At 69.3% G+C, this 14,556-nt stretch carries 10 protein-coding genes; 8 read left to right on the top strand and 2 right to left on the bottom strand.

Annotation, left to right across the window (positions count from 1 at the left end; translation table 11 throughout):
- Positions 1-550: 550 nt before the first annotated feature.
- Positions 551-3,004 carry a BTAD domain-containing putative transcriptional regulator gene (locus MJ785_RS15480; RefSeq protein ID WP_239311329.1) on the top strand — a complete coding sequence of 818 codons (2,454 nt, stop codon included), beginning with the start codon at positions 551-553 and terminating at the stop codon, positions 3,002-3,004.
- 25 nt (positions 3,005-3,029) lie between these two features.
- On the opposite strand, the gene MJ785_RS15475 is transcribed toward MJ785_RS15480, so the two are convergent.
- Together MJ785_RS15475 and MJ785_RS15470 are read right to left on the bottom strand one after the other, a co-directional pair.
- A complete protein-coding gene (locus MJ785_RS15475; RefSeq protein WP_239311328.1) occupies positions 3,030-3,623 on the bottom strand; it encodes a helix-turn-helix transcriptional regulator in 594 nt (197 codons plus the stop codon).
- Positions 3,624-3,708: 85 nt separating this feature from the next.
- A complete protein-coding gene (locus MJ785_RS15470; RefSeq protein WP_239311327.1) occupies positions 3,709-5,064 on the bottom strand; it encodes a hypothetical protein in 1,356 nt (451 codons plus the stop codon).
- 261 nt (positions 5,065-5,325) lie between these two features.
- Here MJ785_RS15470 and MJ785_RS15465 point away from each other — a divergent pair, with 261 nt between their 5' ends.
- From MJ785_RS15465 to MJ785_RS15435, 7 genes are all read left to right on the top strand, one after another.
- Complete coding sequence (locus tag MJ785_RS15465; protein WP_239311326.1) at positions 5,326-5,622, top strand: WXG100 family type VII secretion target; 297 nt, start codon at positions 5,326-5,328, stop codon at positions 5,620-5,622.
- A 96-nt stretch (positions 5,623-5,718) separates the two neighbouring features.
- Positions 5,719-10,107 (top strand): FtsK/SpoIIIE domain-containing protein, encoded by a 4,389-nt coding sequence (locus MJ785_RS15460; protein WP_239311325.1) that lies wholly within the window; start codon positions 5,719-5,721, stop codon positions 10,105-10,107.
- Between the two features lie 64 nt (positions 10,108-10,171).
- Positions 10,172-10,450, top strand: coding sequence for a hypothetical protein (locus tag MJ785_RS15455; RefSeq protein ID WP_239311324.1), 279 nt, complete (start codon positions 10,172-10,174; stop codon positions 10,448-10,450).
- Between the two features lie 17 nt (positions 10,451-10,467).
- On the top strand, positions 10,468-11,862 hold the full coding sequence (locus MJ785_RS15450) for a hypothetical protein (protein ID WP_239311323.1): 1,395 nt from the start codon (positions 10,468-10,470) through the stop codon (positions 11,860-11,862).
- 89 nt (positions 11,863-11,951) lie between these two features.
- Positions 11,952-12,683 carry a hypothetical protein gene (locus MJ785_RS15445; protein ID WP_239311322.1) on the top strand — a complete coding sequence of 244 codons (732 nt, stop codon included), beginning with the start codon at positions 11,952-11,954 and terminating at the stop codon, positions 12,681-12,683.
- Positions 12,683-13,309, top strand: coding sequence for a hypothetical protein (locus MJ785_RS15440; RefSeq protein ID WP_239377729.1), 627 nt, complete (start codon positions 12,683-12,685; stop codon positions 13,307-13,309). Before MJ785_RS15445 ends, MJ785_RS15440 begins: the two co-directional genes overlap by 1 nt.
- Before the next feature lie 699 nt (positions 13,310-14,008).
- A partial coding sequence (locus tag MJ785_RS15435) for a GAF domain-containing protein (protein WP_239311320.1) occupies positions 14,009-14,556 on the top strand: 548 nt, incomplete at its 3' end.

Here is a 14,556-nt window from a genome sequence, read left to right as displayed (position 1 = left end):
GTCGACGAGCCTAACTAGCGATCGCATGAAATACATCACATACGCTCGAATTAGGGCGGATAGGAATAACGGTGTAACTCTCCGAAAGTGAAGATGTGCCGTGAATGACGCGGTAGCCGAAGATCGGCTGGTGTAATTCGTCCCGGCCGGGGCGGATGGCCTGCTGGCGCGGCTGGCGAAGCGCGCGGGCGGGCCGCCTGGCGTCACCCGGCCACGGTCAACGGATGCGTGCCGGGCGCTTGCGGACCCGCATCGAGGCGGGCGCCGGTGGCCGCGGACCCGTACCTCCGCGGCCGGCCTCATCCGCAATCTCCAGCTGGAGACCTCCTTGCGGGGACCCCTGTTCGGAGCTATCCGCGGCCATCGGTCCTGGCGCAGACTGCGGACTCAGATAACCACATTACGGCGGTTTTCACCAGAGAAGACATGTTATGTCCGTATATAAAATGTATTCCCTGTTTGCAGGGATATACGGCTGGGTTGCTCGGCGTTCGTCGACGCCAGCTCTGGGATTGCTCGCGTTGGGACACGAGGTCATGGGGTAATCGTCATGGACGACGGCAGCCTGCGGGTTGAGACCCTCGGGCCACTCACCGCCTACGCCCAGGGGCGGGAACTTGCTCTCGGTCCGCCGAAGCAACGGGCTGTGTTTGCCGTCCTCGCGCTGAACGCCAACGTCGTCGCCGCGCGAGACGATCTGATCGACCAGATCTGGGGCGAGTCATCGCCGGCCACCGCGGTCGGCAGCCTGCACACGTACGTGTCCGGACTGCGCCGGGTACTGGCCGGTCTGGGAGATCCGCTGACCAGTTCCGGATCGGGCTACCTCCTCCGGCTCGACCCCGTGCGGGTCGACGTGGGGCTGGTCGAGCGACTTGCGGCACGGGCCCGCGCCAACAGCTCCAGGTGTGACCCGATCTCCGCGGTCACCGCCCTTGACGAGGCGCTGGCCTGCTGGCGCCCGGGTTCCCCGCTGGGCGGCCTGCCGGGTCCGTTCGTTGCCGAACACCGTGCCCGAGTATCAGATTTGCGTCTTCGGCTACTCACGGAACGCGCGGAACTTCTGCTGGACCTCGGCCAGCCTGACGATGTGGTAGCTCAGCTGAGCGGACAGGTACAGGCCAATCCGTACCATGAACGGCTGCGGGCCCTGTTGATAACGGCGCTGCACCATAGCGGCCGGACCGCCGACGCGCTCAGGGAGTACCAGGCGCTCCGGCAGCTGCTTGCCGAGGATCTGGGGATCGGCCCCTCGGCCGAGCTGCAGGCCCTGTATGTCTCGATGCTGGCGGACGATCCCGCAACCTGCCCGGCCTCCGCAAGGACGTCGCTCCAGGACGCGGCCGCCGCACCCCTGCGACCGGCGCAGCTGCCCCGCGATGTCGGCTGCTTCATCGGTCGCGCCGCTTCGGTCCTGCAGGTGCTGAGCGCATCCGCCACCGAGGACGGGGCCGACGCCACGGCCCCTGGTATCGGCTCACCGCGGATTGTGATGATCGTCGGAGTCGGTGGGATCGGCAAGACCGCGCTGGCCGTGCGCTGCGGCCGCCTGCTGTCCGCCGGTTACCCTGATGGTCAGCTGTATGTGAACCTCCGGGGCTTCGATCCCAAGCACCCCGCGCTGTCCCCGGCGGAGGCGTTGCACCAGCTGCTCGCCTCCCTGAACGTCCGGATGATCCCGGCCGGTCACGACCAGCGGGTCGCGCTGTGGCGCAGCACGGTCCGGGACAAGAGCCTGTTCATCGTGTTCGATAATGCCGAATCCGCTGACCAGATCGAGGATCTCCTGCCGGGCGGCGGTCCTTCCTTCGTCGTCGTGACCAGCCGTAACCGACTCAGTGCTGTCGCGGTCCGGCACGCGGCCCGCCGGATCACACTGTCCCCGCTGACGGCGGACGAGTCAGTCGAACTGCTCTCCGGCGCGATCGGGAGCGCCCGGGTCGACGCCGAGCGGCCGACGGTGCGGCGGCTCGCCGCGCTGTGCGACCATCTGCCGCTGGCACTGCGGATCGCCTCGGAGCAGCTGACCGCCAGGCCGCACGCCCGGGTCGCCGACCTCGTCGCGGACTTGGAGGACGCGCAGCGCCGGCTTGATGCCCTACAGATCCCGGACGACGAGCTGTGCTCCATGCGCGCTGTGCTCTCCTGCTCCTATGCCCGGCTCGACGCCGGGGCGGCTCACGCGTTCCGGACGCTGGGTTTGTTCCCGGGGGTGAGCATCGTCCCGGAGGCAGCCACGGCATTGTTCGACCTGCCGCTGCCGGCGGCGACCACCGCGCTGCAACACCTGGCCGCCCAGCACCTGGTCGAGGCTTCCGGCAGCCGCTACCGGATGCACGACCTGACCCGGATCTACGCCGAGGAGCTGTCCCACAGCGCTGAGATGACCGGGTCACGCCAGCCAGCCCTCGAGCGGGTGCTGCGCTGGTACATCCAGACGCTGACGCCGGACTGCGCCTCGAGCGGGACCGAGCTGCCCTGCACATCCGCTCTCGAAGCGTGCCACGCGCCCCTGCGCTTCGGTACCCGGGAAGAGTCCGTGGCCTGGTGCGTGCGGGAGTGGGGCAATCTCGCGCCGCTCGTGCGTACAGCGCACCGGACCGGCCGTCACGAGCAGGCCTGGCAGCTTGTCTATCTGCTGTTCGACTACTTCTATGCTGCCGGGCAGCCCTGGGACTGGGTCGAGACGCTGCGGATCGGGTTGCGTAGCGCGGAGGCGATCAAGGACAGACGGGCCCAGGCGCTGCTTCTCAACCAGCTGAACCTCGCCTGCTCCCGGCTGAGCCAGCACAGCCCGGCCGCCCGGCCGTACGCCCAGGATGCGCTGGAGGCACTGGAAGCACTGGAACGGGCTCGCCGCGGCGAGCCGGAGTACCGCACGGACGGTTGTCTCGATGACCGCCGCGAGCCGCATGCCCAGCCCGGCGGGCTGGGGGAGGCCGCCGACGGCACGGATTTTCCGAGCGTCCTGGAACGCAGCCCCCTGACCAGCCCCGTTTCTTGATCTATTTTTTTGTTACTGGTCGCTCTCAGGGCGTGCCGTCCGCCGGCCGTCCCTGGCTGCGCTGCCAGATCAGGACCGCCTCGACCCGGCTGCCCGCGCTCAGCCTGCTGAAGATCCGGTTCAGGTGGTTCTTCACGGTTTTCTCGCTGACCTGGAGCTGCGCGGCGATCTCGGAGTTGCGGGCGCCGCGCGATACCAGGCTCATCACTTCACGCTGGCGCCGCGACAGCGTGCCTACCGGGTTATCGGCGTCAGGGTCCGTTACCAGAGCGAGCTGCCGCCCTCCTGCCGGGCGGAGGCCGGCCCGAGGATGGTCACTGACCTCGACCACGTTCAACTGATATTCCGCGCAGAGGCGGCGGGATGCCGCGGCGTCCGCCCGGGGGAGGGGGGCTGCTGGCCGGTGCGGCGCGGCCCCGACCGCGGCCCCGACCGCGGCTGGGTCCGCCGGTGCCGCGTTCGCCGCCGGTGAGACCGTGACCTCGACATACGGTAGGCGGTCGATCTCCACGGCCAGGCCTTTGCTCGCGAAGACCTGCCGGATCCGGGCAAGGATGTCCGGGCTCGTGATGGCGATCCGTACATGGCTGGCGCTGGCCGGAACAGTGACGGCTGTCATGCGATCAGCGTGGCGGAGCCGGCTCCACGTTTTCTTCACGTCCTGTCCACAGCCCGGTGAACCTGCTCAGAGCGTCGGCTCCTGCTCAGACCGTGGCTGGTCGTGGCTGGTCGAGCGCGAGGCTGGTGCGGACCGGGTCCGGCAGGAAGCCCGTCTCCAGCCAGCCGTCCGGCTGGACGACAAGTTGCCAGCGGGCATCCTTCGGGCCGCCCAGCACGACCACCGCCCACGCCGGCTTGGCCTGGGCCGTCAGCTCGTTCAGCCGTTGCAGGTCACGGCCGCCTGGCGCGCGCGCGACCAGGACGACGCCGTTGCCGCCCTCGGCCAGGTTGTCCCACAGCTGCTCGACTTCAGGTACCGACAGCGTGCCGGGCGGGTGCGCATCCACGTCGGCGGTGCCGAATCCGGCTCGCAACACGGTGATCTCACGGGACCAGGGGTTGGTGGCGAGTTCGCGTGTCCATGCGTCGGCCATCCGGCGCTGCATGGCGGCTGTGCCCTTGATGGCGATGAGGCCGCGGGCTTCGACCAGGTTGAGCAGGACACGTCCGTCCTCCGTGTTCCCCAGGGTCACCAGGTGCGGGTAGGGATCCGGCCGCCCGTCATCCATCGGCGCGTACTGGAGCCCGCGCAGGGTCGCGACCCAGGTCCGTCCCTCGTCCTCGACGCTCCAGCCGGTCGGCGGCAGCTCGTCCGGTGCCGACAGGCGCAGCCGGATCTGCTCGCCGCCCACGACGACCGCGTACACGCCTGGCAGTGACCGGTTCTGCTGGGCGCAGGCGGTCGCGAGAACCCGCAGCGACCGGTCGACGACCCAGGCCGCCGACGAGTCGGGCGGCGCGGTTGTCACGGTGCGCGTGCGGCGCAGCCGGTTCGGCAGCGGCAGCCGCCCGGTGCGCCAGGCCCAGACCGCCGCCGCGGTGAGGGCAAGCACGATGACGCCCAGCAGGCCCCAGAGCGCCAAGGCCATGCCCGAGATCTTCGAGTCGGCCCGCGGCGTCGAGGACTGCGCCGGCGCGGGCTGCGCGCCCGGTGCCGCGTTGTGTGACGAGGGCACGATCAGTGGCAGCGGGCCGATGCGCACGCCGTCACCCTTGGCATCCGCGGGCAGCAGCAGCACCCAGCCCGGTTTGATCACTTCGGGCCGCTCGACCCGCAGCCCGTCCGGCTCAAGGCGGCCCTTGTTCAAGTTGAAGATCTCCGGAGCGCGGTTCCCGGTACCCAGGAAGCGTACGGCGATCTCGAAAAGGAACTCGGGCTGGCCATTGAACTGCGTCTCCACGATGTAGTACTTCACGGGCCTGGCTGCCGGTGGCCGGCTGGGCGGCGCGGCGCGGGCCGCCTGCTGCCAGCCGATCAGCGTCATGAGAACGACAAGCAGCGCGGCCAAGGCCACGACCGCGACGCGAACAGATCGAACCAGCCGGGCGGGGATGGACATCGGAATCCTCACGTGAATACCTGACCTGAATATGCGCCGGGCGCGATCGCTCGACGAAAGCTCGTCGGCGGAGATGATTCGGGCAAGTCTCAGATCTTGTGCGGCGCTCCCGCGCGGCGTCAACGGACCCGGTGGGCCCACGGGCCCAAGGAACAGCGGAATTCTGGACCACCGCGGCCGCGCGCGGTTAGCGTCCACATTCGTTCGCAGACCGACGCTGCCGGCGTGAGGCGCCGTGGCAGTTCTCGAAGGGAACCCAGGATGCCAAACCTGAACGTGACCTATCAGGACATGCATGACGCCGCCGGTAAGCTGACCACCGGCAAGCAGGAGATCGAGCACAAACTGCACGAGCTCAAGTCGCTCGTGGACAATCTGGTCAACGGTGGCTATGTCACGGACAAGTCGTCCAAGGCCTTCGACCACTGCTACACGGAGTTCAACGATGGCGTGACCAAGACCATTGATGGGCTGGACGGGATAAGCGACTACCTGAACAAGGCCGCACAGGCGCTACAGGACACCGATAACCAGCTCGCCAGCGCCATCCAGAAATGATCCGCGTCCCCGGCGAGGAACGAGCACAGTGACCCGGCACCCGCGCGGGCCGTGGGCCGGCGCGGGTGTACCGGCCCGAGCATCGGTCAGGCGTCCATGAGAGTCGTCGTCACCCTCTGCCAATCGCGCGGTGACTGGCAGCGGGACTACGTCATCGAGGCGGACCCGGCCACGCCGCTGCGCGACATCGTCGCGGTGATGCGCGAGCAGGTCCATGCGACCGCTCTCGATCCGGACGCCTTCCACCTGGGCGACCAGCCGCTCGACCTGGCCCAGACCCTGGGCGCCAGCGGCATCTTCGACGGCTCGGTGCTGTCCGTCGACGGCCCGGCGGGTGGCGCTCGCCATAGTATCGGGCTGGTCACCGTCCGGGTCGTGGCCGGTCGGGATGCCGGCACCGTCACCAGGCTGGGTGCCGGGGAGTTCATTCTCGGCTCCGACCCCCACAGCGCTGTCCGCCTGGGCGATGATCTGCCGCCGGCGGTGGTTGCGTGCACGGTGGGCCTGGACGCGAGGATCCAGGTGTGCGCGCTGCCGGGCATGACCAGCACGACCACGGAACTTGAACTGAACCGTGAGCCGTTGCCCACGGTACCGACCTGGTGGCCGCCCGGGGTGCAGCTGCGGATCGGCCCGTCGCTGATCGAGGTGCACCCGGTCCGCGCGCCTGACGCGGTGATTGAGCCCGAGCCGGACGGCGAGTGGCTGAACTACAACCGGCCCCCGCGCATCCTGCCGCCTGAGCGCAGGACCGCCTTCAAACTGCCGGTGCAGCCCAAGCCCTACGTGGGCAGCCCGATGCCGTGGGTCGCCGCGGCGTTGCCGGCGATGTTCGGCGTCCTGATGGCGACCTTTTTCCACAACCCCATGTATCTGCTGGTCGCCACGATGTCGCCGATCGTCATGCTGGCCAACGGCGTCACCGGCCGCAGACAGGGAAAGAAGAGCTTCCGACGGCAGCTCGCCGAACATCGGGAGCTTCTGGTCACGGTCGAGGCGGACATCGCGACCGCGCTCGAGGTGGAGAAGGTGGACCGGCGCCGGGCCAGCCCGGACGCGGCCGAGCTGCTGATCACTGCCACCGACCCGCGCAGCCGGCTCTGGGAGCGGCGCCGGACCGACCCCGATCACCTGCTGGTCCGGGTGGGTACCGCGGACCTGCGCAGCCGGGTTCGCGTCGAGGACATGGCCGAAATGGAACACCGCCGCGCCGCGGACAGGGTGGCGCCCGACGTCCCCGCGGCGTTCTCCTTCACCATCGCGGGCGTGGTCGGGGTGGCCGGCCCCGGCGAGCGGCCGCGCCTGATGGCGCGCTGGTTTGTCGGGCAGCTGGCCATCCTGCAGAGCCCGCGGGACCTGCAGATCTATCTGCTCACCGACAGCGACGGCGAACGCTGCTGGGAGTACGCCTTCTGGCTGCCGCACCTGCGCCCGTTGCTCGGCCAGGATGCGCTCACCCTGGCTGGCATCGACGCCGAGACGCTCGGCCGGCGCGTAGCCGAGCTGACCGAGCTGGTCGCGGCCCGGCGGCGGTCCCGGCTGGACGCCCGTTCCGACGCCGTGTTCGCTGACCCGGACATCCTCGTCGTCCTGGACGGCGCCCGGCGGCTGCGGGCCATCCCCGGCGTGGTCACGCTGCTGCAGGACGGCCCCGCGGTCGGTGTGTACTGCCTGTGCATCGGCTCTGACGAGCGGACTCTCCCGGAGGAATGCGCCGCGGTCGTCCTGAGCGGGCCGGGCGGGGAGACCACGCTGCGCCAGCAGCGGTCCGCCGACATCACCGGGATCCGGACCGACGAGATCGACCCGGGCTGGTTTGACCGGGTCGGCCGCGCCCTGTCGCCGCTGCGGGACGTCAGCGAGACGCAGAACGACTCCGCTCTGCCACCAGCCGCCCGGCTGTTGGACATCCTCTCCCTCCCGGATCCCGACGCGGCCTCGCTGATCAGTCGCTGGGCACTGTCCGGCCGGAGCACGAAGGCGCTGCTCGGGATCTCGTTGGACGGTCCGTTCGCGCTTGATTTGGTCGCCCACGGACCACACGGTCTGGTGGCCGGCACCACCGGCGCGGGCAAGTCCGAGTTCCTCCAGAGCCTGGTGGCCTCGCTCGCGGTGGCGAACAGACCGGACGCGATGAGCTTCGTGCTCGTCGATTACAAGGGCGGTGCCGCCTTCAAGGACTGCATCGATCTGCCGCACACCGTCGGCATGGTGACCGACCTGGACAGCCACCTGGTCGAACGGGCACTCACCTCGCTGGGCGCTGAGCTCACCCACCGGGAACACCAGCTCGCCGCGGCCGGCGCCAAGGACATTGAGGACTACCTCGACTACGCGTCCCGCGGGACGCGGCTGGCTCCGATCCCGCGGCTGCTCATCGTCATCGACGAGTTCGCCTCGATGGCCCGCGAGCTGCCGGACTTCGTCAGCGGCCTGGTCAACGTGGCGCAGCGGGGCCGTTCGTTGGGAATCCACCTGGTGCTGGCCACGCAGCGCCCGTCCGGGGTGGTGTCACCGGAAATCCGGGCGAACACCAATCTGCGAGTGGCGCTGCGGGTCACCGACGCGGGGGAGAGCTCCGACGTCATCGATGCCCCCGACGCCGCGACCATCTCGGCCGCGACCCCGGGCCGTGCCTACGCTCGGCTTGGCCATAGCTCGCTGCTGCCGTTCCAGAGCGGGCGGATCGGCGGCCGGCGTCCGATGGGCACCGCCACGATCCGGTTGCCGGACCCGGTGCTGAGGCCACTGCGGTGGGCCGACATCGGGCAGCCGGCGCCCAAGCCGCAGCGGTCCGCCGGGGAGACCGACGTCGCCACCGACCTGTCCGTTCTCGTCGCCGCCATCCGCGCGGCCAACGACCGGCTCGGGCTGCCTGCGCAGCGCCGGCCCTGGCTGCCCCCGCTGCCGGAGCACCACGTCATCACTTGTGCCGACCGCGACGGTAGCGACGGCACCGCCATCCCCGCGTTCGAGTGGGCCCTGCAGGACCTGCCGGCCGAACAGCTTCAGGTCCCGGCCACAATCGACCTGGCGGCCTTCGGTCATTTCTACGTGATCGGCGCGCCGCGGTCGGGCCGCTCCCAGGTGCTGCGCACGATCGCGGCTTCAGCGGCCAGCGTGGCCAGCTGTGCTGATGTGCACCTTTTCGGTCTGGACTGTGGTAACGGCGCGTTGCTGCCTTTGGTGAAACTGCCGCACACCGGGGCGATCGTGCAGCGCAGCGAGACTGAACGGGCCGTCCGGCTGCTCGGCCGGCTGTACGAGGAGACGCTGCGCCGCCAGCAGCTGCTCGGTCAGGGCGGCTTCGCCGACGTCACCGAGCAGCGCCGGGCCTCGAACCCCGAGGAGCGGCTGCCGCACCTGCTGCTGTTGCTTGACCGATGGGAGGGGTTTATCGGAACGCTCGGCGAGCACGACGCCGGCGCACTGACCGAGAAGATCCACACCTTGCTGCGCGAAGGGGCCAGCACCGGGGTGCACCTGGTCGTCACAGGTGACCACAGCCTCCTGTCCGGCCGGATGAGCTCGCTGTGCGACGACAAGATCCTGCTGCGGCTGACCGACCGGACCGACTTCAGTCTGGCTGGCCTGAACTACCGTAAACTCCCCGAAACCATCCCGCCTGGCCGCGGCTACCGGACCGGCAGCGGTATCGAGACCCAGGTCGCTCTGCTGGCCCATGACCCCTCCGGCCCAGCCCAGGTTGACGCGCTGAACGCGCTGGCGACCCGGCTGACCGAGCGCGAGCGGGACACCCCGCGAGACCGCCGCCCGTTCCGGGTGGCGGTCCTGCCGAAGAACCTGGTCATCGAGCAGGCCTGGGAGTTCCTGCCAGCGGACGGCGACCGGCCGATGTGGGCAATGATCGGCGTGGGCGGTGACGATCTCGTCGCGGTCGGGGCTGATCTGCTCCGGGACCAGCCCACGTTCCTGGTTGCCGGGCCGTCCCGCTCCGGGCGCAGCACCGTCCTGTCGGTGATGGCGGAGTCGTTGTTGCGCAACGGGACCGAGCTGGTGATCGCGGCTCCCGCCATGTCGCCGCTGCGCGCTCTGGACGGCCGTCACGGGGTGCGAGCAGTGATCACCGAGGACGGTCCGACCGAGGAGCTGCTGGCGCCGCTGCTCGACCCGGACGGCAAGGATGTTGTCCTGATCGTCGACGACGGCGAGCTGCTGCGCGACGCGCCGGGCAAGGACTACCTGCGCGGTTACGTCCGGGGGGCGGCGAGCAACCGCCGAGGCCTGATCCTGGGCGGGAACGCGGCCGAGGTGGGCAGCGGGTTCACCGGCTGGCAGGTCGACGTGAAGAAGAACCGGCGCGGCGCGCTGCTCTCACCACAGAACATGACGGACGGCGATCTGGTCGGGATCCGTGTCGCCCGCTCCAGCCTGTCCAGCCAGGTCACGCCGGGGCGCGCCCTCGTGCACCTCGGGAACGGTGATCTGATCACCGTGCAGGTGCCGGCCATCGGAGCCGGCTGACCGGCTGATTGCTCTGTTGCTCTGTTGCTCTGTTGATCTGGCTGTGGGGAGAGGACGGTGCACCGTGCCCGATCTGGTGGTGACAAGCGATCTGGACGTCATCCGTGACGGTCTGAAGATCCTGGTCGACGAGTTCGCCGGCGCGCTCGACTTCGAGAACGATTCGGTGGGCATCTGGGGCCAGCACAACGCTGAGAGTTCCATGGGTGACTTCGCCGATAACTGGACGATCCACCGGGACAAGATGACCGAGCGGATGAAGAAGCTCAAGGACACGGTGGAAAAGGTCGCCGAGCAGTGGCGAGACGCCGACGACAAGTTGAGCGAAGCCTTCCAGCAGTAAGAGCGAGGTGACAGAACATGAGCGCACGTAACGAGCTGGACTGGAACCTGCTCGATCTGGACAGTGATCCCGTCCCGGGCGATCCCGAGCGGGTCAGTGCGGCCCAGCGCCGGTACGCGAACATCGCCGCGACCATCCACGAGACGGCCGGCCGGCTGCGCAAGGTCGCCGAGGCGCACGAGCTCGTCGGGAAGTACGCCGACGCGATGCAGTCCAAGGCCACGGATGTGATCAGCGACCTGACCAAGGCGTCCGGCCGTTATGACGCGGTCGCCGAGGCTGTCGGGGTGTACCAGCCGGCGCTGCTGAGCGCGCGTGACGAGAGCGCCGCCGCGGTCCGCGACGCTGAGGATGCCAAGGCGAGCCAGACCAAGGCGCAGGCTATGCCCGATCCCTCGGCCAGCCGTCCACCGGATGCCGCGCCCCTGACCCAGAGCGACCAGGACGCGATCAACGCCCGCGGCAAGGCGATCTCCGCCGCGGACGATGCCCTGGCCGCGGCCAAAACCCGGCTCCGGAAGGCGGTCGACGCGCTGGACACGGCTGGCCGGGCGCTGGAGCAGGCCGTGAGCGCGAACCGGTTCAAGGACGACCATCTCACTGACACCTTGCTGGACAAGTTCAACGCCTTTCTCAAGGTGCTCGTGAAGGTGCTGCAGTGGGTCGGCATCGCCCTGGCCGCACTAGCGATGATCTTTCCGGGGGTCGGCCTGTTCGTCGCGATCGGCGTCGCCGTAGCGGCGGTGACCCTTATCGCGGACATCGTTCTGATCGCGCAGGGGGAGACCAGCTGGTTCGAGCTGGGGATGGCGGTGGCCGGGGTCGTCCTGCTGGGCGCTGGGAGCCTGATCGCCAAAGGCCTGCAGAACCTGGGCAGCCAGATCCGCGGGGTGCTCGGCCCCGCCTTGCGCAGGTTCGCGGCCCCGCAGATCGATGAGGCGTTCGCGGTCGAGATGCGGGCCTACATGGCTGGTGGCACCACCAGGACCGCGGAGCAGCTACTCGCCGACCGCAACGCCGCGCTGGCCGCGGCCAACGCCGAGGGACGCACCGCCGGTGGGCTGCTGCCAGAGGAGCCGCAGTGGTGGCAGTTCAGCCAGCCGGGCTACCTGGCATCCATCGGCCGGCAGATGCGCGACAACAACATCTTCACCCTGCTGAAGAACGGCACCTTCCTGTCGAGCTACCCGAAGCTCTTCGCGGGCGTCGACATCGTCGCGGCCCTGCGTGCGATGGGGAACGTCGCGGGCCGGATCCCCGGCGCCGGCATCGCCGCCCCGTCTGCCTGGTTCTACGCCTTGGCCGGTGGGTCCACCTTCCTCGGCTATGCGACATTCGGGCTCGGTCTGGCCGGCCAGCCGGTCCCCTTCATCCCCGGCGACACCCACCACCTCCCGGGCGTGGACACCTAGACACCTAGACAGCCAGACAGCCAGACAGCGGCGGCAGCCACGGAAACCCGTCGGGACACCGCGTGGTGGCACAGGACAGGAGCGAGCGGATGACCGGGACGGACGACGACATCATCGAGGTACCCTGGCAGTGGTTCTGGGTGCCTGCGCCCGGAGAGGATCTCGCTGCGGAGGCCAGGTGGCTGACGGCGACGGCAGCCGTCTTCGACCGCTGGCTGGCTGAGCGGCGCCAGGCCTTGCCCACCGCTGAGGAAACCGGCGGTGAGCAAGCCAACGATGATGACGATGCCGGCAGTGGCGCGGGCACGACCGGAAGCCTGCTAGCCCAGGATCTGTATGGCCGCGCTGGCGAACTGCCGGCTGGCGGGCGGCTGGTCTGGGGGGTCGGGTTCGACGCCGACGGGCCACGATGGTGGCCGGTCCAGGTCGTTGTCGAGCGGCTCGGCAATGTGGTCGGCAACCCCGACTATCTCCTCGATCTGGTCGGCGCCAGGACCCTGATCGACGGCGTCGCCCCGAACGTCACCTATCTGTCGACCGCCTTCGGTGACGGCCTGCGGGTCGTGCGGGCCGAACGCGGCCCGGCGGACCGGGTCAACGTTCTCATCCGGGCCGCGATCCGCATCGAGTGGCCCGCTACGGCGGACGGCCCCGCGATGAGCTCCGACTTCCTGCTCACCACACGGATCTGGGACATGTCCCTGGCCGCTCTCGCCGGCTCGGGGGTGGATCTGCTGATGCGGCAGATGGCCGACGCCGGAGCGCCGGCACCTCCGGACGGGACACCGGACAACCGGCCGACCGAACTGGTGGAGAACTGATGACCGTCCTGGACTTCGAGCTGATGCTTCCAGAGGGATGGGTCATCCTGTCCACGCAGGATCACCAGCGGGCTCAGACCGACGCGGCGATCGAAAAGATCATCATGCTGGTACTGCCAAGTGACCTGCCGCGTGACAGCGTCGAGCCGTGGCGGCGGGAGCTGCGCCGCCACCTCACGCACGCCGTGGACGAGGCCCGGGAGACGGGCGCCCGGTCGGTGGGGCTGCCGATCGCCCCGATGGACGGCGTCGTCATTCCCGCCTCGTTCTGTACCGCCGTGGTCGACGACCCCGACGTCAAGGACGCGGAGCAGCTGCTGGCCGGGCTGTTGGCCGACGCCGGAGCGGACGGCTCCTTCCACGAGATCGGCGATGGCCCGGCCGTGCGGGTGGAAAGCGTCGTCAGCGAGCAGGGACCAGGCGGTTCCTACGACGGTCCGACCCGGCGGGTGGCCTACTACCTGCCCCATCCCGACGTCGCCGGATGCTGGGCGGTCACCACGTTCACGACACTCGCTGACGGTGACCCGCGCAGCCCGTTCGCGGACGCGCTGGTCGTCTTGTTCGACGCGATCATGTCGACCATGCGCTGGCGTGAGGTCGAGGTGGCCGGCGCTCAGCGGTAGGTACGAACGTCGGCGAGAGTGGATGCGTTGCTGTCACCGCCGTCATGCTCGGGGTGAGCCGGGCGGCCAGGCGTTGAGCTCAGCGGGCCCTCGAGCGCCCGAGTTCCCGCCGGTCGGGTGGTCAGCCGGCGGGAGCGCTGTCATGCTGTAGATCTTTGTACTATGATCAATCGGCATCGATATGCGTATGCCCAGCTTCTGGAGCGTGCTGATGCCGCGAATGTCTCGGAGCGGGCAGAGTGTCGCGTCCCGAGCCGGGCAATACGTCACGAGATATGGCAATCAGCCTGGATGGTGAGCAGAGGGCCGGTAATGTTACGGCGATGCTTCGTACTGAGCACGGCTTGGCCGTTATTGGCGCGGCCATACCGGCATGCCTTCCTTGCCTGGGTGCGGCAGCCCACCGAGCAGTACCGCGACTGCCGTACCGTCCCCGCGTACACCACAGGTCTTCGATGGGCGCTGACGGCGATTCGGCGTGGGGGCGGTTCTGTGTGGTGAGCGGCGCTGGTGAGGTGGCCGCCGCTCTGCCGCTGAGGATTCGGGCGGCAATGCGTGATCGATGCGCTACGGGCGCCAGCCCGCCGGGACGGCCGAACGGGCCCTGACCCGACTCGGGGGGCAGGTCGCCATCCGTCTTGCTGACGGGCCTCGACCTGCCGTCGCCGGACTGAACCTGACAGCCAGGAGGACCCCTACATGAGGAAACTCGGACGTATAGAGACAGACATCGAGGAGGCGATGAGTGGCGGGGGGCCGCGGTGGCCGAGGCCTGCCGAAGTACGTGAGGCGGGGCGTCGCAGGCATGCCGGGCCAGTGCCTGATGTGCTGCTCAGCCTCGACGAGGAGTACGGTGCGGTCCTCGCGCTGCTCGATCGCTCCGCGGCGATCGAGCGCATGGTCGTCGGCGCCCCGGAGTCGGCCGGGGTTGACATGGCGTGGGTCGGTGAGCCGGCCGGCGTCGACCAGATCGTGCTCGGTCGCGGCGTCAACATGGCAACCGAGGTGCTGAACGGCATCGTCGTGCCGGTCGGGGCCGGGCTGGGCGGCAAGGTCCTGACCGCTCGCCGCCCGCTGTGGGTCAGCGACTACTATGGGTCCTCCGAGATCACGCACGACTTCGCACCACAGGCCGCGGCCGAGGGCATCAAGGCGATGATCGCGGTGCCGATCATGCACGATGGCCGGGTACTCGGTGTCCTCTACGGCGCCAACCGCAGCTGGACACAGTTCGGTGACCGCAGCGT

Origin of the sequence: Protofrankia sp. CiT1 (assembly GCF_917627335.1) — a bacterium.
Classification (GTDB): Bacteria; Actinomycetota; Actinomycetes; order Frankiales; family Frankiaceae; genus Protofrankia.
Note: the sequence above shows the minus strand (reverse complement) of the source record. Positions and strands in the feature narration are given on the sequence as shown.